Source organism: Kitasatospora sp. NPDC091276 (assembly GCF_040684355.1).
GTDB lineage: Bacteria > Actinomycetota > Actinomycetes > Streptomycetales > Streptomycetaceae > Kitasatospora.
On the sequence record NZ_JBFBFU010000011.1, the window covers coordinates 117,412 to 141,440 of the forward strand.

24 protein-coding genes are annotated in these 24,029 nt (G+C 72.1%); 4 read left to right on the plus strand and 20 right to left on the minus strand.

Annotated features, from left to right (window positions below; translation table 11 throughout):
* Window positions 1–81: 81 nt before the first annotated feature.
* The 6 genes from AB0O19_RS16045 to AB0O19_RS16070 form a co-directional block, all read right to left on the minus strand.
* The gene (locus AB0O19_RS16045; protein ID WP_363620030.1) at window positions 82–912 is read right to left on the minus strand and encodes a putative adhesin; all 831 of its coding nucleotides are present in this window, start codon (window positions 910–912) and stop codon (window positions 82–84) included.
* Window positions 913–1,049: 137 nt separating this feature from the next.
* Window positions 1,050–2,213 carry a PQQ-binding-like beta-propeller repeat protein gene (locus AB0O19_RS16050; protein ID WP_363620031.1) on the minus strand — a complete coding sequence of 388 codons (1,164 nt, stop codon included), beginning with the start codon at window positions 2,211–2,213 and terminating at the stop codon, window positions 1,050–1,052.
* A 177-nt stretch (window positions 2,214–2,390) separates the two neighbouring features.
* Window positions 2,391–3,521, minus strand: a complete 1,131-nt coding sequence (locus AB0O19_RS16055; protein ID WP_363620034.1) for a methyltransferase domain-containing protein — start codon at window positions 3,519–3,521, stop codon at window positions 2,391–2,393.
* Between the two features lie 254 nt (window positions 3,522–3,775).
* Window positions 3,776–4,624, minus strand: coding sequence for a helix-turn-helix transcriptional regulator (locus AB0O19_RS16060; RefSeq protein WP_363620036.1), 849 nt, complete (start codon window positions 4,622–4,624; stop codon window positions 3,776–3,778).
* 178 nt (window positions 4,625–4,802) lie between these two features.
* A complete protein-coding gene (locus tag AB0O19_RS16065; protein ID WP_350881245.1) occupies window positions 4,803–5,060 on the minus strand; it encodes a hypothetical protein in 258 nt (85 codons plus the stop codon).
* Window positions 5,057–5,419 carry an ATP-binding protein gene (locus AB0O19_RS16070; RefSeq protein WP_363583708.1) on the minus strand — a complete coding sequence of 121 codons (363 nt, stop codon included), beginning with the start codon at window positions 5,417–5,419 and terminating at the stop codon, window positions 5,057–5,059. Before AB0O19_RS16070 ends, AB0O19_RS16065 begins: the two co-directional genes overlap by 4 nt.
* 180 nt (window positions 5,420–5,599) lie before the next feature.
* On the opposite strand from AB0O19_RS16070, the gene AB0O19_RS16075 reads away from it, so the two are divergent.
* From AB0O19_RS16075 to AB0O19_RS16085, 3 genes are all read left to right on the plus strand, one after another.
* The gene (locus AB0O19_RS16075; protein ID WP_363620037.1) at window positions 5,600–6,451 is read left to right on the plus strand and encodes a helix-turn-helix transcriptional regulator; all 852 of its coding nucleotides are present in this window, start codon (window positions 5,600–5,602) and stop codon (window positions 6,449–6,451) included.
* Window positions 6,452–6,455: 4 nt separating this feature from the next.
* The gene (locus AB0O19_RS16080; protein ID WP_363620038.1) at window positions 6,456–6,641 is read left to right on the plus strand and encodes a DUF397 domain-containing protein; all 186 of its coding nucleotides are present in this window, start codon (window positions 6,456–6,458) and stop codon (window positions 6,639–6,641) included.
* Window positions 6,642–6,908: 267 nt separating this feature from the next.
* Window positions 6,909–7,313, plus strand: coding sequence for a hypothetical protein (locus AB0O19_RS16085; RefSeq protein WP_363620039.1), 405 nt, complete (start codon window positions 6,909–6,911; stop codon window positions 7,311–7,313).
* Between the two features lie 70 nt (window positions 7,314–7,383).
* On the opposite strand, the gene AB0O19_RS16090 is transcribed toward AB0O19_RS16085, so the two are convergent.
* From AB0O19_RS16090 to AB0O19_RS16145, 12 genes are all read right to left on the minus strand, one after another.
* Window positions 7,384–7,977 carry a hypothetical protein gene (locus tag AB0O19_RS16090; protein ID WP_363620040.1) on the minus strand — a complete coding sequence of 198 codons (594 nt, stop codon included), beginning with the start codon at window positions 7,975–7,977 and terminating at the stop codon, window positions 7,384–7,386.
* Window positions 7,978–8,169: 192 nt separating this feature from the next.
* A complete protein-coding gene (locus tag AB0O19_RS16095; RefSeq protein WP_363583716.1) occupies window positions 8,170–8,940 on the minus strand; it encodes an ABC transporter permease in 771 nt (256 codons plus the stop codon).
* Window positions 8,937–9,863 carry an ATP-binding cassette domain-containing protein gene (locus AB0O19_RS16100; RefSeq protein WP_363620041.1) on the minus strand — a complete coding sequence of 309 codons (927 nt, stop codon included), beginning with the start codon at window positions 9,861–9,863 and terminating at the stop codon, window positions 8,937–8,939. Before AB0O19_RS16100 ends, AB0O19_RS16095 begins: the two co-directional genes overlap by 4 nt.
* Entirely contained in the window at window positions 9,863–10,699 is an 837-nt protein-coding gene (locus AB0O19_RS16105; RefSeq protein ID WP_363620042.1) for a DUF4097 family beta strand repeat-containing protein, read from the minus strand. The genes AB0O19_RS16100 and AB0O19_RS16105 overlap by 1 nt, the downstream gene beginning before the upstream one ends.
* Before the next feature lie 132 nt (window positions 10,700–10,831).
* Window positions 10,832–11,407 carry a YlcI/YnfO family protein gene (locus AB0O19_RS16110; protein WP_363620044.1) on the minus strand — a complete coding sequence of 192 codons (576 nt, stop codon included), beginning with the start codon at window positions 11,405–11,407 and terminating at the stop codon, window positions 10,832–10,834.
* Window positions 11,408–11,589: 182 nt separating this feature from the next.
* Window positions 11,590–12,606: an adenosine deaminase gene (locus AB0O19_RS16115; RefSeq protein WP_363620169.1), complete on the minus strand. Its 1,017-nt coding sequence runs from the start codon at window positions 12,604–12,606 to the stop codon at window positions 11,590–11,592.
* 115 nt (window positions 12,607–12,721) lie between these two features.
* Window positions 12,722–14,017 (minus strand): DUF445 domain-containing protein, encoded by a 1,296-nt coding sequence (locus AB0O19_RS16120; RefSeq protein WP_363620046.1) that lies wholly within the window; start codon window positions 14,015–14,017, stop codon window positions 12,722–12,724.
* Window positions 14,018–14,247: 230 nt separating this feature from the next.
* Window positions 14,248–15,543: a nucleotide sugar dehydrogenase gene (locus tag AB0O19_RS16125; RefSeq protein ID WP_363620171.1), complete on the minus strand. Its 1,296-nt coding sequence runs from the start codon at window positions 15,541–15,543 to the stop codon at window positions 14,248–14,250.
* Between the two features lie 92 nt (window positions 15,544–15,635).
* Window positions 15,636–16,868 (minus strand): glycosyltransferase family 2 protein, encoded by a 1,233-nt coding sequence (locus AB0O19_RS16130; RefSeq protein WP_363620048.1) that lies wholly within the window; start codon window positions 16,866–16,868, stop codon window positions 15,636–15,638.
* A 159-nt stretch (window positions 16,869–17,027) separates the two neighbouring features.
* Complete coding sequence (locus AB0O19_RS16135) at window positions 17,028–17,987, minus strand: ATP-binding cassette domain-containing protein (RefSeq protein WP_363620049.1); 960 nt, start codon at window positions 17,985–17,987, stop codon at window positions 17,028–17,030.
* A gap of 50 nt (window positions 17,988–18,037) precedes the next feature.
* The gene (locus AB0O19_RS16140; protein ID WP_363620051.1) at window positions 18,038–18,865 is read right to left on the minus strand and encodes an ABC-2 family transporter protein; all 828 of its coding nucleotides are present in this window, start codon (window positions 18,863–18,865) and stop codon (window positions 18,038–18,040) included.
* Window positions 18,858–19,727 carry an ABC-2 family transporter protein gene (locus AB0O19_RS16145; RefSeq protein ID WP_363620053.1) on the minus strand — a complete coding sequence of 290 codons (870 nt, stop codon included), beginning with the start codon at window positions 19,725–19,727 and terminating at the stop codon, window positions 18,858–18,860. Before AB0O19_RS16145 ends, AB0O19_RS16140 begins: the two co-directional genes overlap by 8 nt.
* A 271-nt stretch (window positions 19,728–19,998) precedes the next feature.
* Here AB0O19_RS16145 and AB0O19_RS16150 point away from each other — a divergent pair, with 271 nt between their 5' ends.
* A complete protein-coding gene (locus AB0O19_RS16150) occupies window positions 19,999–22,362 on the plus strand; it encodes a transglycosylase domain-containing protein (RefSeq protein WP_363620055.1) in 2,364 nt (787 codons plus the stop codon).
* A gap of 59 nt (window positions 22,363–22,421) precedes the next feature.
* On the opposite strand, the gene AB0O19_RS16155 is transcribed toward AB0O19_RS16150, so the two are convergent.
* Both AB0O19_RS16155 and AB0O19_RS16160 read right to left on the minus strand, forming a co-directional pair.
* Entirely contained in the window at window positions 22,422–23,600 is a 1,179-nt protein-coding gene (locus AB0O19_RS16155; protein WP_363620057.1) for a winged helix DNA-binding domain-containing protein, read from the minus strand.
* Between the two features lie 96 nt (window positions 23,601–23,696).
* A complete protein-coding gene (locus tag AB0O19_RS16160) occupies window positions 23,697–23,999 on the minus strand; it encodes a co-chaperone GroES (RefSeq protein WP_079136310.1) in 303 nt (100 codons plus the stop codon).
* Window positions 24,000–24,029: the final 30 nt, after the last annotated feature.

Below are 24,029 nucleotides of genomic sequence, written 5' to 3' on the forward strand. Positions count from 1 at the left end.
GCTGCGCCCCTTGCGCAGGAAGTCGGGCGGGCCGACTTCCTGCGCAGAGCACAGAGCGTGGAGCATTGGAGGCCGGGCGGGTCAGGGGTTGTAGAGGCCGCCGGCCTCGCCGGGGTCGCCGGGACCGTTGTAGCCCTGAGGACGGCCCTGGTTGCGCGTCCCGGGCCTGTTGGTCTCGACGAAGCGGCAGGCCGCGAAGTGCACGTCGCCCATGCCGGGCCGCAGGATGTCGCTCAGCAGCACGTCGCCGTCGAAGACGATCGAGCGGCCCGCGAGTTGGGGGTCGGTCAGCGTGGCGACGTTGATGACGGTTGCGGCCGGCGTCCCCGGATCGAGTTCGACGTCGTACCCACCGCCCACCGGGCTGGCGATCGCCGGGTTTCCCCGGATGGTGAGGCCGCTGGGGTAGGAGATGGTGTAGTTCTGCAGGCTCCGCCCGCCCACCACGGTGCGCGCGGCGCCACGCTCTTGCCCCTGTTCCACGCTGCCGCCCCGGTTGGCGCCGTTCTCCACCTGCCCGCCCAGGTCGTCGGGGAGGACCATCCCGTGCTGCGTGTAGAAGTGCACCCTCGTCCCCGCGGGCACCCGGAAGCTGCCGTTCGCGGCCTCCCAGGCGCCGTGACCGCTGAGGACGAGACCGTCCGTACGCGCGGGCGCGGTGTTGTCGGCCTCCCAGTCGTCGTCCGGGTTCTGGTGATTGATCATGGGCCGGTTCTGGTCGGACGCGCGCTGGATCCCGGTCGCGCGGAGCATCTGCACGACGGCCGCGTTGCCGTGGGTGCTCTGGAGGCCGAGCAGCGACTGGGCGGCGGCCTGCGCCCGGTTCGGGTTCCGGGTCGCCGGCTCCGAAGTACGGACCGGCGTGCGGGCCTTGCCGGCGGCGGCAGCCTTGGTCCTGTCGTGGGCGTGCATCGTCCCCCTCTCGACTCGAAAGCTCACTCTCCTGGATATCGGTGACGTCGACCCGGGCGCCAGGTCCGTACGGGCAGTGCCCGCTGCCTGAAGGCGCACCGCGCGGTGCCCTGCCGCGCCGAGACCTCGCGCGGAGGTCAGGCCGCGGGTATGCCCGCCGCGTAGAGGCCGGCCCGGCTGCCGCGGTAGGCGACGCCGCCGAAGGCCGTCAGCGAGAGCCCGGTGTACTCGGTGCCGAACTTGGCCGGATCGTCCTGCCATTGAAGCCGGCCGGTGGCGAGGTCGAGGGCGTGCAGCCGACCATCGTTCAGCGCCACGTAGACCCGGCCGTCGGCGACGGCCATGGTGCTCATGCCCCGGCCCAGGCCGTCCGGCACCGAGGAGGTCCACCGGCTGCGGCCCGTACCCGCGTCCACGGCGACGACCCGGTCGTTGTCGAGGAGGCAGAGCGTCCCGTCGGCGACCGGGGCGGGCTGGACACCGGGGTGGCCGAGGTCGTCACGCTGCCAGAGCACCCGGCCGGTCGCCGCGTCCAGGGCGGAGACGGTCGAGGCCGAGACGGTCGAGGCGGCGCCGGCGGAAGCCGACAGGTAGAGGACGCCCTCGTGGACCACGGGCCGGTCGACGAGCTTGCCGACGGCGGGTTGCTCCCAGCGCCGCTCACAGGTCTTCGCGTCGAGGGCGGAGATCCCACCGGCGGGGGCGGCGAGGTACACGGTGCCGCCCGCGACCGCCGGTACGCAGGCGGCCTCCAGCGGACTGCTCCACCGGGCTTCGCCGGTGGCCGCGTCGTAGGAGTGGACGCGGCCGTCGTAGCTCGCGAACACGTCCCCGCCGACGATGGGGCCGTCCGTCCATCCGGACAGGTAGCCCCCCGGCGCCGGCACGGTCCACCGGACGGCTCCGGACGCGGCGTCCAGGGCGTGGACGTGGGAGTCGGTGGTCACGCAGACCAGTCCGTCACCTGCGGCGATCGGCCAGCCGAAGCTGCTGTCGGCGGGGTTGCGCGAGGCGACCTCGGCACTCCAACGCGGGGCGCCGGTCCGCAGGTCGAGGGCCCTGACCGTGCCGTCGAAGTCCGCGACGTAGAGGTCGGACTGCGGGGTGGCCGACAGGGCGACCCGGCTGCCGGTGCCGGTCCGGCTCCAGACGCGGTGGCCGGTGTCGGCGTCCCGCCGCGCCCACCAGCCGATGCCCCCGACGGTGACGGCGGCCGCCGCCACGCCGGCGACGCCCAACAGCATGCGCCTGCGGCTGACGTGGGGGCGGACGGGATCGGTCTGCGATTCGTTCGAGGTCACACCGAAGGTGACCGTCTGCGCCTGCCACCGGTTCCACCGCGCGGGCGAGCTTCACAGAAGGCGCCGAAAAGGACGGCCAGGATGCGGCCGGGATTCTGAAGGCCCCGCGCAGGAAGTCGGCCGGGCCGACTTCCTGCGCGGGGGCTCAGGTCAGGTGCCTGGGGGTTCGCGGCTGGGTCATCCGATCAGGTTGCCGGGCTCGTCGAGCCACACGTGTTGTTCGCCGGTCGGCGTCATCGTCACGCCGAAGCGGGTGAGGTCCGGTTCGCCGTCGGCGAGCCATCGTCGGCGGGCGCGGACGATCTCGTCCCACAGGCGGCGGGGCCCGGCCTGCTGGACTGCGTCGGCGGCGCCCCAGTCGTGGTGGCGGACGGACGCCCAGGAGCCGGCGCCGTCGGAGAGCCGCATCCGATAGGTGCCGCCGGGGTCCGCGTCGTCCCAGGTGTGGTGATACCGAACGCCGGGCACCCGGAGGCCGATGGCGAACGCCACGTCCACGTTCTCCAGCGCCAGCTCCGGGTCGATCGGCGACGAGCCCCGGAGGATCGGCCGGCCGGTCGGTTCGGCCACCGGGTGGGGGCGCTGGCTGCGGACCCACATGAAGCTGGCGTTGTCCACGAACTTGCCCCGGGAGGGCTCCCCCGGCACGCCGACCACCACGCGCAGGAGTCCGGCGTTGGCGTAGGGCGTGCCCCAGGGGGTGACGATCACGCCGCCGGGGCGGGTCTGTTCGAGCCAGGCACGCGGCAGTCGGCGAACCGCCGCCGTGGAATGGATGCGATCGTAAGGCGCCCGGAGGGGCCGGCCTTCGAGGCCGTCGCCGGTCGAGCAACTGGGATGGAAGCCCGCTGCGGTGAGCCGTCGGACCGCTGCGGCGGCGACCGCTCGATCGACCTCGACGGTGGTCACGTGGACGTCACCGAGCCTGGCGGAGAGGAGCGCGCTCGTCCATCCCGTGCCGGTGCCGATGTCGAGCACGGTGTTCCCGTCGACCACGTCCAGGTGCCGGAGCATTCTCGCGACGAGGGAGGGCATGGAGGCCGAGGAGGTGGCGATGCCCGGCCCGGTATCGAGGCCGTCATCGATCTGGGTGACCACCACCTCGTCGGCGTTCACCAGCGCCCACCAGGTGTCCGGGTGGTCGGCCCGGGTGATCCGGCCGTAGCCGGTCGGGCTGTCGCCGTCCGGCGCCCAGACGGAGTCCGGGACGAAGGAAGAGCGCGGGGCACGCTCGAACGCGCCCCGCCACCCCTCGCCCAGCGCCCCCGCCGATTCCAGCCGGGTCAGCAACTGTGCGTAGTCGTCCATCAGTTGGCGCTCACTTCTTCGGCGGCTTCACGGGCTTGGTCCACTGACCGTCGGACTCCTTCGGGGACTGCTTCTTGTCCCCGTCCTCGCCACCCTTGCCGTCTCCGTGCTCGCCCATTCCGGCTCCTCTCGATCGGTGCCGGTCATTCGGGTGCCGGCAAGGTCCTGTCCAGCACGGTAGAGGCCCAACCAAGCTGGCGTGAGCCGCATTTCTCCGCATTTCTCCTGTGCGCGGCGAGGCTTCCGCAGGTTTCTCAGGTGGCTGCCAGTGCCAGCGTCGAGCGCGCGCGGGCGATCAGCCGGTGTGCCGTAGGGCCGTACACCGCAGCATCGTGCAGCTTTCCCCAGACCTTCCGGTACAGCGCGATGTCGGCGGGTTCGTCGAGCCGCAGCTCGGCGTTCCACGTCTCGACGATCGCGAGCCTGTCGTCGTAGATCCAGAAACCGTGCTTGGGAATGACTGTCACCGGAGCCCCGAGCGGAACGATTCCCACCTCAACCGTGCCGAGCCCCAGCAGGCCGCCCAGCCGGTCGAGTTGGGCAGCCAGGATGTCGGGCGGACAGATCTGCACGTACAGTGCGGCCTCGGACATGATGAAGCGGAAGCGCTTCCCTCGCTGGTAGAGGGACTCCTGACGCTTCAGCCGGGCACATACTCCTTCCTCGATGTCACGTGGCCCGTCATCCAGATCGGTTGCCTGAGTCAGGACGTGGCGGGCGTATTCCGCGATCTGGAAAATGCCCGGGATGATGGCAGGTTCGTAGCCGGTGGTCACCGCCGCCTCCCGGCCGTGCCTGACTCCGGCTTCCTCGCGCACCCGGTGCCCGCCGGCCAGCACCCGCTTCCATCCCCGATAGCGGTACTCCAGGCCTTGCAGCCTGCCCTTCAACTCGGCAGCGGTCTCGGGGCATCCCAGCGCTTCGGCCCACGCATGAAGATCCGCGGGAGTGGCCGTCTGCTTGCCGTTCTCCAGCTTCGAAATCTTCGACGCCGGCCAGCCCAGCCGTCCGGCGAGGTCGCGGCCGTTCACGCCCGCCTCGGTGCGCAACTCCCGTAGCCGCACACCGAGTGACAGCCGCGCCTGCTGAAAATCGGTGCTCACCACCCGGAGGCTACCTGCCGACCGAACTCGCACGTCGGTTCCGCGAAGTGCCGTGCGGAATCGCAGGCTTGACATGAGGCAAGCACTGCGTAGGCGGCCGTGCGGTCGTGGAGGTGGCGGGCGCGGGTTTCGCAGAGGGCGCCGAGGAGGGAGGCCAGGAGGTTGAAGGTCAGGAGACCTAGCATCGGCGGCGGTCCCGCTCGCGCTTGTACTCGCGGAGGAGGGCGAGGAGGTTGATGAGGGTGCTGGCCGGGATGTTGCCGAGGGAGACGAGGGCGCGGCCGTTGAGGTCGGTCTCGCCGGGCTGGGCGGAGGGCCAGAGGATCCCGAACTCACGCCCCTCGGTGCGGAGTTCGACGATGAGTCCGGTGATCTGGCGGGCCGTGAGGTGGCGCAGCGCCGGATCGGCCGGATGGATGGGGTGGTGGGCGATCACGCGACACCGTCCAGCTCGAACCAAACGATTTTGCCCAGCTTCAGGGGGTCGACGCCCCACCGGTGGGTGAGGCCGGCGACCAGCTGGAGGCCCCGGCCGGACTCGGCGAGCGGGCACGGCGTTCGCTGCTCGGGGAGGGTGGAGGAGCGGTCCGCGACGGTGACGCGGAGAGTATTCGAGAGGAAGTGGATGAGGACGACGGGGGAGGTCGTCTCGCCGTGACGCCAGGCGTTGACGATCAGTTCGACGAGGGCGAGCTCGGCGTCCGCGATGGAGGAGGGCGACCAGCCGACGCGGGTCATGCCGTCGCGGAGGGTGTCGCGAGCGAGGGTGAGGGAGGGGGAGTTGAGGTTACGCACGGGGATCTCCCGGAGAGGTGAAGGGGAAATGCCGAGCGGGCCACTGACGCCCGGTTCGGTGATCGGTGCATCACTGACTGTAGGGCACTGGTGGTACATGTACCGGTACTTTTACCCCCGCCTTCACTCGATCGATGGATTGCTGGACCCTTCAAGGGATCGCGATGGATGCTTGGGGGCATGCCACCACGAACCACCCCGTCAGCCAGGCAGGAGCGAGTAGGCACCGAGCTGCGGAAGATGCGCGACTGCGCGGGCCGCACAACGGCCGAAGCCGCCGCGCTGTTCGGATTCGCCCGACCGAAGATCACGCAGATCGAGAAGGGGCTGTACCCGATCAGCGCCGAGCGGGTACGCATGCTCGCCTGCGACTATGAGGAGAGCGATCGCGCCTACGTGGAAGCGCTCGCGGCCATGGCCGAGGAACGCCACAAGGGTTGGTGGGAGGACTACCGAGGGTCCGTGCCGCCTGGCTTCCTCAACATCGCCGAGATGGAGTACTTCTCCAGGGGACTGCTCACGTACCAGATCTCGCACGTCCCCGGCGCTATGCAGACGGAGGAATACGGGAGAGCCATCTTCAAGGATGTCCACCCGCCGCTCTCACCCCGCCACGTGGAAGCCCGCGTCGAGCATCGAGTTCAGCGTTCGGCGTTCCTGATGAGAGACGGAGCCGCGCCGTACTCCGCGTTGGTCCACGAGGCCGCTCTGCGCATGCTGTTCGGCGGCCGCGACGCCGCAAAGCGACAGATGGACCAGCTGCTTGAGTACTCGGAACTTCCCCACGTGACGCTTCGGGTGATCACCTTCAGCACCAATGGCTTCATGGGTGCAGGTCAAGGCATCATCCACGCGAGCGGGCCGGTGCCCCGCCTGGACACAGTTCAGCTCGACACTGCCAACGGCCCGATGTTCCTTCACGAGCAGAAGTTGATGGAGAACTATCGCCACATCATCGACAGGATGACAGAGCGATCGCTCACCGAAAGCCAGTCTCGTGACGCCATCAGGCTTATCAAGAAGGAGATCTAGAGCCATGGAAATACTCGACTGGCAGCGTCCAGAGGCTTGCGGTGAGGGCGCGAGCTGCCCGGAGGTAGCCGTCACCTCCGACGCCGTCTATGTCCGCAGCAGCCTCCGGCCCGACGCGATCGCCCAACTCGATGTCACCGAATGGCGCGACCTCCTCTCCGCCATCCGCGCCGGCGAGTTCGACGTCTGATCCACCGCACCGGGCGGTCCGTTCGTCGAACGGCCCGCCCTCCGCACACCCGATCCTGGCCGTCCCCCTTGGGACCCTTCCGCCTCCACTGACCCAGCCGTCCGATAATCACAAGACGGCCTGATCCCGCCGTTCCCCCACCGCCCCCGAACAGACACCGGTTTGCCGCCGAGGAGGGCCGGGGTAGTGCCGAGGAGTTCGCACTCCCACGGACTCCAAGTCCGGTGCGGGCACTGATGCTTAGACATTGCGAAGGGATCGATATCCATGAACAGGACCCTCCGGAACGCCCTCGTGGCAGTCGCGACCGCCGGCGCCCTCGCCGCTGCCGCCGCCGCTCCCGCCATGGCCGCAGGCACCGCGCCGGCCCAGCCGACGGCCCGGGTGCAGGCCCAGCTCAGCAACCCGAAGACGGTCAAGGCCGACGACTTCAACAAGGCCCGCGACATCCTGATCAAGGCGGGCAGCAAGACGGCCGAGAAGACCCACCCGTCCCACGGCGTCAAGGACGTCCCCGTCTCCTACGGCACGAGCCTGCTCGCCGAGGCCCGCGACGAATTCCGCGCGACGGACAAGAACCTGCCCGAGAAGGACAAGCAGTCCGGCATGTCCCACGCCCACTACAAGGCCGTCCACGACGCGGCCAAGAAGATGGGCATCGACACCTGGTAGCCCCGCCGGTAGGCCCTCGCGCGGCCTCCCCGCCGCGCGAGGGCCTACCGCCCCCCTCGGCTCTACCGGCCTACCCGGGCGTCGGGTCCTGCCTGCTCGGCCGGCCGTCCGGGTCGACAGTGAACACCGCGGTCTCGGTCCCCTCCACCCCGGTCACAGCGATCCGGTCCGGCCCGGACCAGTCGATCCTGCCGAACTCGCCGCCACGGATGTCCCATTCGCCCAGTTCCCAGTGGCGGGCGGACCAACCGCTGCCGGTCAACAGCTCGACCCGGTAGATCGGGTCGATCGAGAAGGCGACGTCGGTCACGGTCAGCACGCGGTCCGGGTGCTCCGGGTGGCTCTTCCGGCTGACGGGCTGCCCGTCGCGGTCGAGCAGCAACGACAGGAGCACGGCCACCCCAGCGAGGAAGACGAGCGACACCAGGGCGGCCGCACAGCCGACCTGCGACCACCAGGTGCGGAACTCGAACTGGATCACCAGCGAGACCACGGCCAGCACGACGGTGGCGCCGAGCAGCGGCAGCGGATGGTTGAGCCAGCGCTCGACCTCCACCAGCCCGCCTGAGAAAGAGGCCTGATAGCCCGGCAGATAGACCAGGAACGCCGCCAGCGCCAGACCTCTGAGCCACCACACGATCCGCTTGCGACGTGCCGCCGTCATGCGCCCCTCCCCAGGGTGAGCCTTTGCCCGGACTTTACTACCGGATGTCCGGCGGTTGGGGCTCCGGTCGGCTCCGGCCCAGGCCCTGGGCGTCTACCGGTGCCGGCCACGACTCAGGACCGGCCACGACGCCGGAAGGCCCGGGCGGACATCGCTGTCCTCCCGGGCCTCCCGCTACCGGCCGCACCCCCGTCACCGCCGGTAGAAGACGCTCCTCGACCAGAAGTAGCCGATCAGCGTCAGCCCGGTGCACCACGCCAGCGCGCTCCAGGCGCTGTTGCCGATCGGGGTGCCCATCAGCAGCCCCCGCAGGGTCTCGATGATCGGCGTGAACGGCTGGTACTCGGCGAACCACCGCAGGGCGGTCGGCATCGAGTCGGGCGGGACGATCGCGCTGCCGATGAAGGGCAGGAACTGTATCGGCATCGGCAGGTTGCTGGCGCTCTCCACCGTCTTGGCGACCAGCCCGATGCCCGCCGATATCCAGGTCAGCGCGACGGTGACGAACAGCAGCAGTCCGACGGCCGCCAGCCATTCCACCAGCCCGGCGTTGGGCCGGAAGCCCATCGCGAGCGCCGCGCCGACCACCAGGACCAGGCCGAGCATGGTCTGTATCACGCTGCCGACCACGTGCCCGGCCAGGAAGGCCGAGCGTGAGATCGCCATCGTGCGGAAGCGGTTGACGATGCCTTCCGTCATGTCGACGCAGACCCCGATCGCCGTGACCAGCGACCCCGAGGCGGCCGCCATCAGCAGGATGCCGGGCGTCACGTAGTCGATGTAGCTGCCGCCGCCGATGCCCGCGCCGAGCGCGCCGCCGAAGGCGTAGTTGAACAGCAGCAGCATCATCACCGGCATGATCACGACCGCGAAGGTCAGCGACGGATACCTCAGCGCGTGCTTGAGGTTGCGCCGCAGCATGGTCAGCGAGTCACTGACCGCGTAGCTCACCGAAGCGCTCATCGGGCGCCCTCCCCGGTCAGTGTGAGGAACACGTCGTCCAGATCGGCCGTCTCCACGACCAGCGACTCGGCCTGGACCGAGGCGTTGTCGAGCGCGTCCAGCACCGCCTTCACGGTGACCACGGAGTTGTCCCCCGGGATGTCCAGTCGCAGCGCCTCGGTGTCGACCGCGGCGTAGTCGAACAGCCCGGCGGCAGCACCCAGTTGGGCGGCATCCGCGAACTGGAGCCGGATCCGCCCACCGGGGACGATCCGCTTCAGCTCGTCCGCCGTGCCCTCGGCGACGATCCGCCCGCCGTCCAGGACGGCGATCCGGTCGGCGAGTTCGTCGGCCTCCTCCAGGTACTGGGTGGTGAGGAAGATCGTCACCCCGTGGTCGGCGACCAGCCCCCGGATGATCTCCCACATCGTCCGCCGGCTGCGCGGGTCCAGCCCGGTGGTCGGCTCGTCGAGGAAGATCACCCGCGGATCGCCGACCAGCGTCATCGCCAGGTCGAGCTTGCGCCGCATGCCGCCGGAGAAGGTGACGACCGGCTTGCGCGCGGCCTCCGTGAGGTCGAACCGCCGCAGCAGATCCTCGGCCCGCCTCCGCCCCTCCCGACGGGGGAGGTGGTTGAGGTCCGCCATCAGCAGCAGGTTCTCCTCGGCGGTGAGTAGGTTGTCCACCGCCGAGAACTGGCCGGTGACACCGATCGCCGCCCGCACCCCGAAGGCCTGCTCGACCACGTCGTGCCCGGCCACCCGGGCCACCCCGCCGTCGGCCGGGATCAGGGTGGAAAGGATCTGCACGGTGGTGGTCTTGCCGGCGCCGTTCGGCCCGAGCAGGGCGAACACGCTGCCCGCCGGGATCTCCAGGTCGATGCCTTTCAGCACGGCCTTGTCACCGTAGGACTTGGTCAGTCCGACTGCCGAGATCGCCGCCATCACGCCCTCCGGATCACGACGTCGCCGAGCTGGGTGCGGCCGCGGACCTCGACGGTCTCCCGGGCGTCGCCCGGGCCCTGCGCCGCGCCGAGGGCGTTGCGCACGGTGCCGACCTTGCTGTGCACGTCGAGCCAGGCCGCCGTGCCCTCCGCGATGCCGACCTCCAAGTCCCCCAGGGAGGTCTGCATGGTGACCTGGCCGCGCACCACCCGGCCGATCCGGATCGGGCCGTGCGCCGTCTTGGCGTCCACCCCCGCGTGGGCGGTGCCGACCTCGATCCGGCCGAAGGAGGAGCTGGCCTTGAGCGCCCCGTGGACCTCGCGGACCTCCGTGTCGCCGTTGCTGTTCTTGACCGTCAGCGCGCCCCCGACCGTGCCGACCGCGACCCGGCCGAGCCCGGAGACCTCCGCGTCCCCGTCGACCGAGTCGACCCGGACCTCCCCGTGGTCGGTCTTGAGCCGCGCGCTCGCGGCCTGCTCGACCTGGATCCGGCCGAGCGAGGTCTTCAGCCGGCAGTCGCCGAGCGGGCCCTCGGCGACGAAGGTGGCCATCGGGGCGTCGGCGTTGATCTCCGAACCCGTCGGCAGCTCGATCAGGATGTCGATCGAGCCGATCCGGCCGAACGGCGAGCGCTTCTTCGGGCCCTTGAGGGTGAACCGGCCGCCGGCGTAGTCGACCTGGGTCTGCTGGGCGGCCTTGACGTCCGCCTCCTCGGCGGGGTTGGCGGGCTTGACCTCGACCACGGTGTCGGTGCGCTTGCTCGCGCTGATCCGCACCGAGCCGATCTCGAATTCGAGGGTGGCGGAGATCGGTCCGTCGGTCTCGTACGTAGGCATGGCTGTCCCGTCCTCTTGACTCTGATGGGTGTTCCCGCTGGTCGGAGCGGGGGTGACGTCGTTGCGGATGGAGCGCGGATGGAGCGGATGGAGCGGGTCTAGCAGGCGGAGCGGGTCGAGCGGGCGGAAGCGTCAGTGGACCCAGCCGGTGAAGCCCTGGCCGCCGCGGCGCGGGCGGACCGCGGGCTGGGGGGCCGGTGCGGCGGCCGGGCGGGCGGTCGGCTCGCCGGCCTCCAGCGCGCCGGCGACGGCCCGGACCAGCCAGGCGTTGAGGGAGAGGCCCTCCTGCCCGGCGGCCTCCTCGGCCCGGGCCTTGAGGTGGGCGGGCAGGCGCAGGTTGATCCGGGCCGTGCCCGTCTCGTCCGACTCCGGCACCACGGGCGGCGCCACTGGCACCACCGATGCCACCATCGGCGCCATCGGTGGCGCCACGGGCGGCACATCACCGTGGAAGGTGTCGGCGCCGGGCGGTACGGTGACCACGAACTCGGGATCGAGCCCGCGCAGCCGCACGTCCACCGAGCCGGGGGCGAGCTCGCGGGTCACTTCGCCCATCGCGGCCGAGAGCGCGTTGAGCAGGGTGAGCCGCACGGCGGAATCCAGCGGCAGCGTCAGCCGCTCGGCCAGCGCGCGGGCTTCGTCCCCGCCCATGCCCGCGGCCACCGCGAGCTCGTTCCGAAGGTTTTCGACGTACGGCGTGAGGTCCATGGCCTCAGCATGGCACAGCAGTGGCGCCATGTCGAGCCATTAATGGCGCCACTTTGGCACCACCTCCGGACGGAAACAGCGAACCGCCCCGCCGACAGCTGCCGGCGGGGCGGTTCAGGGGCACTTCACAGGGCACTTCGGGGGGCACCCCGCGGGGCGTCCACCAGGGCGGACGCCGGGAATCAGGCCTTCCAGCCCGCCAGGTACGCGTCGATCTCGCCCGCCAGCCGCGCCTTGCCCGCCACGTCCAGGAAGGACGCCTCGACCGCGTTGCGCGCCAGCGCCGCCACCCCGGACTCGTCCAGGCCCAGCAGCCGCGCCGCGACGGCGTACTCGGTGTTGAGGTCGGTGCCGAACATCGGCGGGTCGTCGCTGTTGATCGTGACCAGCAGCCCGGCGTCCACCATCCGCTTGATCGGGTGCTCCTCGATCCGCTCCACCGCCCGGGTGGCGATGTTGGAGGTCGGGCAGACCTCCAGCGGGATCCGGTGCTCACCCAGGTGGTCCAGCAGCGCCGGGTCCTTCACCGACTGCGTGCCGTGCCCGATGCGCTCGGCGCCGAGCACCCGGATCGCGTCCCAGACCGTCTCCGGCCCGGTGGTCTCGCCCGCGTGCGGGACGCTGCGCAGGCCGGCCGCCCGCGCCCGGTCGAAGTAGGGCTTGAACTGCGGGCGCGGCACACCGATCTCCGGGCCGCCGAGGCCGAAGCTGACCAGGCCCTCGGGGGCCAGGTCGACGGCGAGCCGGGCGGTCTCCTCGGCGGCCTCCAGACCGGCCTCGCCGGGGATGTCAAAGCACCAGCGCAGTACGACCCCGAGCTCCTTCTCGGCGCGCAGCCGGGCGTCCTCGATCGCCTCCATGAAGGCGACGTCCGGGATGCCCCGCTTGACCGAGGAGTACGGGGTGATGGTCAGTTCGGCGTACCGGATGTTCTGGCGCGCCATGTCCTCGGCCACGCCGTAGGTGAGCGCGCGGACGTCCTCGGCGTCGCGGATCAGGTCCACGACGCTCAGGTAGACGTCGATGAAGTGCGCGAAGTCGGTGAAGGTGAAGTACTCGGCGAGCGCCGCCGGGTCGACCGGTACCTTCGACCGGCCGCGGTGGCGGGCCGCCAGCTCGGCGACGACGCGCGGCGAGGCCGAACCCACGTGGTGGACGTGCAGCTCCGCCTTGGGCATCCCGGCGATGAACGCCTCGATGCCCCCCTGGCCACTGGGGTTTCCGATCCGACTTCCGTCCGGCTGGACCACGGTGGTTCCCTACTTCCTCTACGCGCGTACCGACAGGTGCTGGCAAGGATAGGCCGCCCCGGGGTCAGCCTCCGAGGGCGGTCGCGACGGTGTGGATGAGCAGCCCGGCCATGGCACCGACCACGGTGCCGTTGATCCGGATGAACTGCAGGTCGCGGCCCACGTTGGCCTCGATCTTGCGGGAGGCGTCGTCGGCGTCCCAGCCCGCCACCGTCTCGGAGATCAGCGAGGTGATCTCGGCGCGGTAGGTGTCGACCAGGTACTGGGCGGCGTCCTGGAGCCAGCCGTCCACCTTGGCCTGGAGCTTGGCGTCGGTGGCCAGGCGTGCGCCGAAGCTGCCCACGCCCTCGCGGATGCGCCGGCGCAGTTCGCTGTCCTCGTCTCCGGCCGCGTTCACCACCAGGGTGCGGACGGCCGCCCAGGTGGAGGCGATCAGGTCCTGCACCTCGGGCCGGGCCAGCAGTTCCACCTTGGCCCGCTCCACCCGGGCGATGGTCTCCGGGTCGGTCTGCAGTTCGGTCGCGAAGTCGGCGAGGAAGTTGTCGATGGCACCGCGGGCCGGGTGGTCCGGGTCGTCCCGGATGTCGGTGACGAACCGCATCAGCTCCTTGTAGACCCGCTCGCCGACCTGGTGGTCGAGGAACTTGGGCGTCCAGCCCGGGGTCTTCTGGGTGACCCGCTGGACCACCTCCTCGTGGTTGGCGGTCAGCCAGCCGTGCGCCCGGACGGCCACCAGGTCGACCACGCCGTGGTGCCCGCCGTCCGCGACCACCTTGCCCAGCATCCGGCCCATCGGCTCGGCCACCGAGGTGGCCGCCGCCCGCCTGGTCACCGCCTCGGCGACGACCGCCTGCACGTCGTCGTCCCGGAGCACCGCGAGCACCCCGCGCAGCGCCGCCGAGGCCTCCTTGGTGACCCGCTCGGCGCTGCCCGGCGCGGCCAGCCACTCCCCCAGCCGCCGGGCGATGCCCAGCGCCGCGAGGCGCCCGCGCACCACGTGGCCGGAGAGGAAGTTGTCGCCGACGAAGTCGCCGAGCGAGCGCCCGAAGGCGTCCTTCTTGGTCGGGATGATCGCGGTGTGCGGGATCGGCAGGCCGAACGGGCGGCGGAACAGCGCCGTCACCGCGAACCAGTCGGCCAGCGCGCCGACCATGCCCGCCTCGGCGGCCGCCGCCACGTACCCGGCCCAGGCGCCGGCGCCGGCCGCCTTGGCCCAGGTGGCGAGGGCGAAGACCAGGCTCGCGAAGGCCAGCAGGCCGGTCGCGATGGTCTTCATCCGGCGGACGCCATGTCTCTTCTGCTCGTCGGCGGCGGTGAACCGGACCCCGGGGCCCGTACCGCTGAAGGCTTCGTCACTCACCCCGCCAGTCTGCCCGCTGCCCGGCGCGGGCGAGGGCGCGCCCCGCGATCACGCGCCTGGTTGCGCGCCCGGGCACGCCTCGCGCGCAGCCGGGCGCACGCCCCGTACCCTCCCCCTCACGCCGTGTGCGGTCCACCGTGCCCGCCGACGCGGCACCCCGCACGCCCGTCAGAGCCTGAAACGCAACCCCTCAGGCTCCGCCCAGCACGATCACGCCCCGCCTAGCACGATCACGCCCCGCCCAGCACGATCCGCCGCACCCCCTCGACCGCCCACGCCGCCGGATCCGTGCACCGCCGCCCGTCCAGCAGCACCCGCACCCCCGGCAGGTCCTCCGGCGCCAGCTCCCGGTACTCCGGGTGGTCCGCCTGGAGCACCGCCGCCACCACCGGCTCCCCGTCGTACGGGGGCAACCCGAGCGCCGCCAGTTCCCCGCCCCGGTACAGCGGATCGCTGACGTACGGCCGCGCCCCCGCCGCCCAAACCGCCTCGACCAGCGGGAACACCCCGGAGTACGCCGTCTCCTTGACCCCGCCCCGGTACGCCGCCCCGAGCACCAGCACGCCCTGCCCGGCGATCCCGCCCGCCAGCGCGCCGTCCAGCACCCCGACCGCGTACCCGGGCATCTCCAGGTTGGCCTCCCGGGCGGCCCGCACGACCGTCGCGCCCGGGTCGTTCCACAGGTACAGCCGCGGGTACACCGGGATGCAGTGCCCGCCGACCGCGATGCCGGGCCGGTGCAGGTGGCTGTACGGCTGCGAGTTGCACGCGTCGGCGATCTCCGCGAAGTCCACCCCGACCCGGTCGGCGTACCGGGCGAACTGGTTGGCCAGCGCGATGTTGACGTCCCGGTAGGTGGTCTCTGCGAGCTTGGCGAACTCCGCCGCCTCCACCGAGGCCAACTCCCAGACGCCGTTGGGCCGGGGCAGGTCGGGGCGCGCGTCGAAGTCCAGCGCGGCCCGGTAGAACTCGGCGCCGCACCGGGTCGAGGCCGCGTCCACGCCGCCGACCAGCTTGGGGTAGCGCCGCAGGTCGGCGAAGACCCGCCCGGTGCGGACCCGCTCCGGGCTGAACACCAGCGCGAAGTCCGCCCCGGCGGCCAGCCCGGAGCCGGCCGCCAGCCGGGGCGCCCAGCGGCCCCGGGTGACGCCGACCGGCAGGGTGGTCTCGTAGCTGACCAGGGTGCCCCGGCGCAGCCCGGCGGCGACGGCGTCGGTGGCCGCGTCGAGCAGGCCGAAGTCCGGGGTGCCGTCGGCGGCGGTGACCAGCGGGACGACCAGCACCACGGCCTCGGCGGCGGCGACGGCGGCCGTGGTGTCGGTGGTGGCCCGCAGCCGCCCCTCGGCGACCACCTGCTTCAGGGCCTCGTCCAAACCCGCCTCCCGGGGGAACGGCGGCACGCCCTGGTTGACGCTGCGGACGACCCCGGGAGCGATGTCCGCCCCCGTCACCCGGTGACCCTTCAGCGCGAACTGCACGGCCAGCGGCAAGCCCAGCTTGCCCAGCCCGACCACGCACACGTCCATCGCCCGGCTCATCCCCGCACCCCGTTCATCCCCGCACCCCGTTCATCCTCGTGTCACATTCCTCCGGGGCCCCCGGCCTCCGGGGCCCCCGCTCACCCCCGGCCCCCGTTCACCGTGTTGGCGAGCCGACGCCACACCGGGTAGCGCCGCAGCCCGCGCCGCAGCTGGGCCGGCACGGCGCCGCGCCACAGCTGCTGGGCCAGGTTGAGCGGCGGGACCTCCGACGGCAGCCGCACCGGCTCCTCGCCCAGCAGGAACAGCTCGTCCGGCAGCCCCAGCCGGGCGTCCCGGAACGCCGGGTAGCCCGCGTAGTGCCGCCGCCCGTCGACGACCACCGGCGGATCGCCGTGCGCGGCCTCGTACCGGATCAGGTCCCGCAGCGCCTCCGGCCGGACGGCGGCGGCGAGTTCGAGCCGCAGCCGCTCGGCGACGGGCAGCCGGGGGTAGACCGCGCGGGCGTCGAAGCGCTCGATCAGCCGGCCGACCTCGGCGCAGACCTGCTCCTGGACGGCGTCGTCGAGCAGCAGGAAGTCGTCCTGGAGCAGCCGCGGCACGTCCCAGGCGAAGCTGCGGGCCCGGATCGCGTCCAACTCCCAGCCGGGCGCGGCCAGATCGGCGGCGACCTGCTGCAACGCCGCGATCCCGCGCAGCCGGTCCAACACCCCGGCCCGCTGGGTGACGTTGCCCAAGTCCTCGCGCAGCACCAGGAAGTAGCAGTCGTAGTCGGCGAGGACGGACACCCGGCCCGCCCGCAGGCAGGCCTCCAGGGTGAACGGCTGGTCCGAGAAGACCTTCAACTCCTCGTCGCGGCGCAGCCCGTGGCGCCGGACGAGGTCCATCCGGAACAGCTTGGTGTCGGACAGCGCCCAGGCCAGCGCCGAGTCGGTGAAACCGACGGACTCGGCGTTGGCGTGGAAGATCCCCTGCGGCACCAGCCGCCCGTTCACCCCGACCTGCTTGGGCACCAGCACGTCCGAACCCCAGGCGTCGGCCGCCGCGACCAGCCGCTCCAGCGCCTCGGCGCCGAGCCAGTCGTCCGCGCCGAGGAACAGCACGTAGCGGCCGCGGGCCAGCGCCAGGCCCCGGTTCGTGGGGGCCGCCGGGCCGCCCGAGTTGGGCTGGTGCACCACCCGGAACAGCCCGGGGTGGCGGGCGGCGTAGTCGTCCAGGACGGCCTCGCCGCCGTCCGTGGAGCCGTCGTCGACGACCACCACCTCCAGCCGCCCGGGTGCCAGGGTCTGCCCGACCAGCGAGTCCAGGCAGGCGGTGAGGTAGGGCATGGTGTTGTAGACCGCGACCACCACGGTCACATCGGGTCCGGTCATCGAGAAGCGCTGCCCTCCGGTGTGCTGTTCGCCGAGCGATGCAACGTCAACTCGACTGCCCGCCGGGGAGTCACGTGCCCTCCCCGGACGGGTGACAGCGCCCGAACGGACGTTTCAGGGCGTCCAAGGCGTCCAAGGCGTCCAGGCCGTCCCGGGGGCTCAGCCGATCGCCGCCTCCGTGTACATCCGCGCGATCACGTCCTCGATCGCCGGCTCGCGCACCGACAGGTCCACCAGCGGATAGCGCGCGGCCACCGCCGCCACGATCGGCGCGGCGCTCTGCTGCGCCGGGAAGGCCAGCCACTGCCGGGGCCCCTCGACCTTCACCACCCGGGCCCCGTCCACCTCGATCTCGGGCCGGGCCTCGGCCAGGTCGACCACCAGGGTGCGCTCGCTGCGCCCGGTGGCGTGCAGGCCGTCCAGCCCGCCGTCGTAGACGACCCGGCCGTGGTCGATCACCATCACCCGGCCGCAGAGCTGCTCGATGTCGGTCAGGTCGTGCGTGGTGAGCAGCACGGTGGTGCCCCGGTCCCGGTTCACCTCGCGCAGGAACTCGCGCACCTTCCCCTTGCTGACCACGTCCAGGCCGATGGTCGGCTCGTCCAGGTAGAGCACCTGCGGGTCGTGCAGCAGCGCCGCCGCGAGGTCGCCGCGCATCCGCTGGCCGAGCGAGAGCTGGCGGACGGGGGTGTCCAGCAGTCCTTCCAGGTCGAGCAGTTCGACGCAGCGGCCGAGGTTCTCGCGATATCGGCGGTCGGGGATGCGGTAGATCCGGCGGGCGAGTTCGAAGGAGTCGCGGAGCGGGAGGTCCCACCAGAGCGTGGTGCGCTGGCCGAAGACGACGCCGATCCGGCGGGCCAGCGCGACGCGTTCGCGGGCCGGGTCCACTCCGGCGACGCGCAGCCGCCCGCCGCTGGGCACGAGGATGCCGGTGAGCATCTTGATGGTGGTCGACTTGCCGGCGCCGTTGGGGCCGATGTAGCCGACGCACTCGCCGGCCTCGACGGTGAAGCTCAGCCCGTCCACCGCGCGCACCTCGCGCCTGACCCGGCTGAAGCGGCCGGTGCGGACCCGCACGGTGAAGGTGCGGCGGACGTCCTCGAGTTCGATCAGTGCCATGGGGGTTCCTTGCGTAGGAGGGGGGTTCGGCTACCGGTGCCCCGGTAGCTTCAGCTGCCGGTGCCGCGGTAGGCGCGCAGCCCGGCCCGCCAGGCGAGCCCGGCGGCGGCGACGCAGAGCGCGGCGGCGAGCGGGGAGGCGTACTGGAAGGCAGTGGGCAGGCCGAGCGGGTCGGGCCGGCCGAGGACGTGCAGGGCGGGCAGCCAGTTGACGAAGGCCAGCGGGACGCCGAAGACCACGCCGGCCACCAGTTCCTTGGCGAAGATGGTCGGCGGGTAGTGCAGCAGGGTCGCGCCGCCGTAGGTGAAGGAGTTCTGGATCTCCTTGGACTCGCCCCACCAGAACTGCACGGTCGCGCCGCCGACGTAGATCGCACCGAAGATGACGCTGCCGCAGACCAGCAGGGCGGGCACCAGCAGCACGCGGTCCCAGGTCCAGTGGACGTCCAGGGTGGCCAGTGACCAGGCGAGCACCGCCAGGGCCTGGACGGGGCGGCCGAGCCGGCGCAGCGAGAAGCGTTCGGCGCACAGTTGGGCGAGCGCGGGCGCCGGCCGGATCAGCATGGTGTCCAGCGATCCGTTGACGATCCGCACGCCGAGGCCCTCGACCGAGCCGACCAGCAGGTTGGCCACGCCGAGGGCGAAGGTCGCGGTGCCGTAGAGGAAGGCGATCTCCGGCAGTCGCCAGCCGCCCAGTTGGTCGGTGTGCCGGAACATCAGCACCAGGACGACGAAGTCCAGCGAGTGCGTGGCCAGGCTGGCCACCAGGTTCAGGGTGAAGGAGGCCCGGTAGGCCATCATCGAGCGCATCCACATCCGGGCGCACAGCCACCAGGAGCGGACCGCCCACGCGGTACGGGGCACGATCGGCTCAGCCACCCTGCACCACCACCTTGCGGGTCGCCAGCCACTGGGCGCCCCGGCCCGCGGCGAGCAGGGCGGCGGCCCAGGCGAGCTGGAAGCCGAGCGCACCGAGCAGGCCGGCGCCGGTCGAGCGCTCCAGGAAGACGTCGGTCGGCACCTTCACCAGCGCCGCCCAGGGCAGCACCGCGGCGACGTCGCCGAGCAGGCCGGGGAAGAGCACGATCGGCAGCAGCATCCCGGAGAAGAACATCGAGACCACCAGCATCACCGAGCGCACCCCGTCCGAGTCGTGCAGCCAGAAGCCGGTGATCGAGACCAGGAAGCGCAGCCCGAAGCTGACCACCAGCGCGAGCAGCACCGAGAGCAGGAAGACCGCCCAGGTCAGCGGCTGCTCGGGCATCCGGGTGCGGAACACCAACGCGCCGACCAGCAGCGGCACGGTGCCGCGGACCAGCAGTTGGAAGGCGGCCCGGCCGAGGTCGGTGGCCAGCCACCAGCCCTGGAAGTCGACCGGGCGGTAGAGGTCGACGGCGATGTCCCCGCTGCGGAAGCGGTCCTGGAGGTCGTCCTGGAAGCCGCCGCCCCACACCGCGACGGTGGCCAGCAGGGCCTGGCTGACCCAGATGTAGGTGACGGCCTGGCTCTGGTCGTAGCCGCCGAGGCTGGGGCGGGCCTGCCAGAGGGCGAGGAAGGAGGAGGCCAGGATGATGCCGAAGACGGTGTTGGTGAAGGTGCCGGCCACGGTGGCGGCCCGGTAGGTGGAGTAGCGGCGGAAGGCGCCGCGGGCGACGGCCGCGTAGAGCCCGAGGACGGGGAGCGGCCCGGTGGGATCAGGAGGGCGTGCGGTCCGCGTCTCCGGGGGCGCGAGATTCAGCATATTGTCTCCTTGTCGACAAATACGGGCAGGTGGATACCCGCCGACGTCCGCGCACACCCCAGCGGCTCCGACCGGCCGCACCCGGGGGTACCGGGCCGAACGCGCGGAGCTGACGGAACTGGGTGCGCTATGCGAGTGCGCCACGTGAGGCGCTACCTGGTTTGCACCTTTCACCGTAGCGCCGAGGACCAGCCGCCGCACCCGGTTTCCCCGAGCACGCCAACCCCCCGACCACCCCCTGATCGGCCATCAAATAGCACATAATCGCGGCATGACCTTGAGCACCCGACGCCAGGCCAAACGAGCCGCCCGCCGCGCGGCCCGCCGAGCCCTCCCCCGCTGGCGCCGGCTCCTGCCCACCTGGCGCATCACGCTCGGCGCCCTCACCACCGCGCTCCTGCTCACCGTCGGCGCCTTCGCCGTGCTCTACGTCATCGTCCCGGTGCCCGACCCCAACGCCCACGCCGTCGCCCAGAACAACATCTACCTCTACGCCGACGACACCACCGAGATCGCCCGCACCGGCGCCGTCAACCGCACCGACGTCACCATCGACCAGATCCCCCCGCAGACCCAGCACGCCGTCGTCTCCGCCGAGGACCGCACCTTCTACCGCAACCGCGGCATCGACCTCAAAGGCATGCTCCGGGCCGGCTGGAACACCCTCACCGGCAAGGGCACGCAGGGCGGCTCCACCATCACCCAGCAGTACGTCAAGAACTACTACCTGACGCAGGACAAGACCATCGAACGCAAGGGCCGCGAACTCTTCATCGCCCTCAAGGTCGACCAACAGCGCGACAAGCCCGAGATCCTCGCCGGCTACCTCAACAGCAGCTACTTCGGCCGCGGCGCCTACGGCATCCAGAGCGCCGCCCACGCCTACTACGGCGTCGACGTCTCCGCCCTCACCCTCGCCCAGGGCGCCTACCTCGCCTCCCTCCTCCAGGCCCCCAGCAGCTACGACGTCAAGACCGCCACCCCCGCCAACCGCGAGAAGGCCATCGCCCGCTGGCACTACACCCTCGACGGCATGGTCCAACTCGGCTTCCTCACCGACGCCGAACGCACCGCCACCACCTTCCCCGAACCGATCGACCCCCAGCCCGCCACCGGCCTCTCCGGCCAGGCCGGCTACCTCGTCGGCGTCGCCGACGACTACCTCGTCTCCGCCGGCATCATCGACACCGCCACCCTCAAGGCCGGCGGCTGGCGCATCACCACCACCTTCGACAAGCCCAAGCAGGACGCCTTCCACAAGGCCGTGCAGGACGAACTCACCGACGAACTCGACCCCCGGCGCCGCCCCGCCACCGACACCGACGTCCGGGTCGCCGGCGCCTCCGTCGAAACCGCCACCGGCCGCGTCGTCGCCGTCTACGGCGGCCCCGACTACGCCAAACAGCCCTACAACGACGCCCTGCGCCAGGACAACCAGATCGGCTCCACCTTCAAACCCGTCGACCTCGCCGCCGGCCTCATCGCCCAGCACACCCTCGACGGCCGGCAGATCACCCCCGACACCCGCTACGACGGCACCAGCGAACGCCCCGTCACCGGCGGCCCCACCCCCTACGCGCCGCCCAACGAGGACGACGTCGACTACGGCAACATCACCCTGCGCTACGCCATGGTGAAGTCCGTCAACTCCGTGTACGCGCAGGAGGGCGTCGACGCCGGCCTCGCCCGCGTCCGCGACACCGCCGTCAAACTCGGCATCCCCGACAGCGTCCGCGGCATGGACCCGGCCAACACCTCGATGACCCTCGGCACCGCCACCCCCAGCGCCCTCGACCTGGCCGGCGCCTACGCCACCCTCGCCAACCACGGCCAGGCGAACGCCCCGTGGTCCGTCCTGAAACTCGCACGCGTCCACACCGGCGGCGCCGTCGACGCCCCCAAGATGCCCGACCACACCCCCGTCGACGCCATCGACCGGCCCTACGCCGACACCGTCACCGACGTCCTGCGCGACGTCATCGGCCCCCGCGGCACCGGCGCCGCCGCCCTCGACCTCGGCCGCCCCGCCGCCGGCAAGACCGGCACCACCGACTCCAACCTCTCCGCCTGGTTCGCCGGCTACACCCCCGAACTCGCCACCACCGTCGGCCTGTTCCGCGAGAACCCGAAGACCCACGCCAAGGAACCACTGGCCGGCACCGCCGGACTCGCCCGGATCAACGGCGGCACCTTCCCCACCCGGATCTGGACCGCCTACATGAGCGCCGCCCTCGACGGCACCGCCACCCAGCAGTTCGACCTCCAGACCGGCCGCGACACCCCCGCCCCCGGCTTCAGCCCCAGCAGCAGCGCCACCACCACCCCCAGCCCCACCGCCACCGCCCCCACCACCGGCGGCGGCACCAGCGAGGAACCCCCCAGCAGCACCCCCGTGCCCGACACCCCCACCCACGCCCCCAGCGCGCCCGCCCCGCAGCCCACCACCACCCAGGAACAGCCCAGCCCGCAGGCACCCCAGCCCACCGCCACCCAGGAGCAGTCCAGCCCCACCCCCCGACCCACCCAGACCCGGCCCACCCACCCGACCACGCCACCCAGCACCACCGGCGCCGCCACCAACCCGGCGACGAGCGCGACACCACCGGCCCAGCGAGCCACCCCTCCCGCCCAGTGAGCAACCCCCCGAGCGGTGAACCACCCCCCGAGCGGTGAACCACCCCGCCGGCCGGTGAACTACCCCGCCACCAACTCCCGTTCCAACGGCGACCGGAACCGCGGCGTCACCCGCACCTCCCCCAACCAGCCCGCCAGACGCGCCGCCTCCGCCGCGATCGCCCCCTCGGCCTCCGCCCCCACATCACCGAACAGCCGCCACACCACCTCACCGTCCGGCCGCTGCGCCCAGCCGCCCACCACCCGGCCGCACCACCACACCGTCGGCCCGGCGTTGCCCGCCCGGTCGAACAGCGCCGGCACGTCCTCCGGCCGCAGGTACCAGTCCCGCCCCCGCCAGCCCATCACCGTCGGATCCAGCCCCGGCAGCAGCGCCGCCCACGGCTCCGGCTCCGCCACCGGCCCGGCGTCCCCCGGCAGCACCAGCGCCGCCGCCCCGCCCGCCAGCTCCACGTCCTCGGCGCCCACGTCCGCCAGCGCCCGGCGGGTGTCCCCCAGCGTCCAGCCCGTCCACCACTTCACGTCCTCGACGGTCGCCGGGCCGTACCCGGCTAGCCAGCGCCGCACCACCTCCGCCTTCGCCTCCCGCACCGGCGCCTCCGGCCACTGCGGCACCGGCGCCCACGGATAGACGTTGCTCAGCCACGACCCGCGCGGGCGGCCCCGCCGCACGTGCCCGTCCGCGGCCAGCAGCCGCAGCAGCCGACTGCCCACGCTCTGCCGGTTCTCGTACGGCTTGCCCGCCGACATCAGCATCGTCTCGCGCAACTCCGGCACGTCGTCGCCGAGTTCCTTCGTCGTCGCCTCGCCGCGCCGGGCCACGGCGGCCAGCACCGCGCGCTCCGCCCCGGCCAGCCGCGCCTCGTCCCAGCCGTCCGCGTGGTCCCGCAGGTGCTTGAGCAGCGTCGCGCGCTCCCTCGCCGCGATCGCCCGCGCCGTCGACGAACTCACGTGCGGCGCGAAGCCCTCCGTCACCGCGAACAGCGTCCGCCGCATCGACAGCAGCTTCACCAGCGTGACGTCCTCGTACAGCGCCCGGTCCACCTCCGCCACCGACGGCTCCACCAGCCGCGCGCACGCCGACAGGTACACCGTCGCCGGGTCCGACGCGTGCAGCCCCACCAGCGCGTCCGCCACCTGCTCCACCCGCGCCACCCGCACCGACGGCGCCAGCAACTGCCGCCGCCCCACCCGGGCCCGCCGCTCACCCTCGCCGATCACCGGCACACGCCTCGTCATGCCCGGACCCTAGCCCCCACCACCGACAGGCCCGGACGCAAGGAGCCGGCCGGGGCACCGCCCCGACCGGCTCACGCCACGTCCGTGCTCAGAGGTTCAGAGGTAGAGCCCGGTCGAGCCCTCCGTGTCGCCGAAGCGGGTCGCCGCCACCGCGTGCAGGTCACGCTCGCGCAGCAGCACGTAGGTGGCGCCGCGGACCTCGACCTCCAGCTTGTCCTCCGGGTCGTACAGCACCCGGTCGCCCGGCTCCACCGAGCGGACGCTCTGGCCCACCGCGACGGCCTCCGCCCAGGTGCAGCGCTTGGACAGCTCCGCGGTCGCGGGGATCAGGATGCCGCCGGTCGAGCGGCGCTCGCCCTCGCTGCCCTCGATCCGCACCAGCACGCGGTCGTGCAGCATCCGGATCGGCAGCTTCTCGCCCAGCCGGTC

Bases quoted from the DNA above. Each gene is read 5' to 3' on its own strand.
- AB0O19_RS16160 (WP_079136310.1), bottom strand. From the start codon at position 23,999: ATGCTGCACGACCGCGTGCTGGTGCGGATCGAGGGCAGCGAGGGCGAG.
- AB0O19_RS16080 (WP_363620038.1), top strand. From the start codon at position 6,456: ATGGAAATACTCGACTGGCAGCGTCCAGAGGCTTGCGGTGAGGGCGCG.
- AB0O19_RS16155 (WP_363620057.1), bottom strand. From the start codon at position 23,600: ATGACGAGGCGTGTGCCGGTGATCGGCGAGGGTGAGCGGCGGGCCCGG.
- AB0O19_RS16045 (WP_363620030.1), bottom strand. From the start codon at position 912: ATGCACGCCCACGACAGGACCAAGGCTGCCGCCGCCGGCAAGGCCCGC.
- AB0O19_RS16130 (WP_363620048.1), bottom strand. From the start codon at position 16,868: ATGACCGGACCCGATGTGACCGTGGTGGTCGCGGTCTACAACACCATG.
- AB0O19_RS16095 (WP_363583716.1), bottom strand. From the start codon at position 8,940: ATGAGCGCTTCGGTGAGCTACGCGGTCAGTGACTCGCTGACCATGCTG.
- AB0O19_RS16100 (WP_363620041.1), bottom strand. From the start codon at position 9,863: ATGGCGGCGATCTCGGCAGTCGGACTGACCAAGTCCTACGGTGACAAG.
- AB0O19_RS16145 (WP_363620053.1), bottom strand. From the start codon at position 19,727: ATGCTGAATCTCGCGCCCCCGGAGACGCGGACCGCACGCCCTCCTGAT.
- AB0O19_RS16125 (WP_363620171.1), bottom strand. From the start codon at position 15,543: ATGGACGTGTGCGTGGTCGGGCTGGGCAAGCTGGGCTTGCCGCTGGCC.
- AB0O19_RS16075 (WP_363620037.1), top strand. From the start codon at position 5,600: ATGCCACCACGAACCACCCCGTCAGCCAGGCAGGAGCGAGTAGGCACC.
- AB0O19_RS16090 (WP_363620040.1), bottom strand. From the start codon at position 7,977: ATGACGGCGGCACGTCGCAAGCGGATCGTGTGGTGGCTCAGAGGTCTG.
- AB0O19_RS16085 (WP_363620039.1), top strand. From the start codon at position 6,909: ATGAACAGGACCCTCCGGAACGCCCTCGTGGCAGTCGCGACCGCCGGC.
- AB0O19_RS16150 (WP_363620055.1), top strand. From the start codon at position 19,999: ATGACCTTGAGCACCCGACGCCAGGCCAAACGAGCCGCCCGCCGCGCG.
- AB0O19_RS16105 (WP_363620042.1), bottom strand. From the start codon at position 10,699: ATGCCTACGTACGAGACCGACGGACCGATCTCCGCCACCCTCGAATTC.
- AB0O19_RS16055 (WP_363620034.1), bottom strand. From the start codon at position 3,521: ATGGACGACTACGCACAGTTGCTGACCCGGCTGGAATCGGCGGGGGCG.
- AB0O19_RS16110 (WP_363620044.1), bottom strand. From the start codon at position 11,407: ATGGACCTCACGCCGTACGTCGAAAACCTTCGGAACGAGCTCGCGGTG.
- AB0O19_RS16135 (WP_363620049.1), bottom strand. From the start codon at position 17,987: ATGGCACTGATCGAACTCGAGGACGTCCGCCGCACCTTCACCGTGCGG.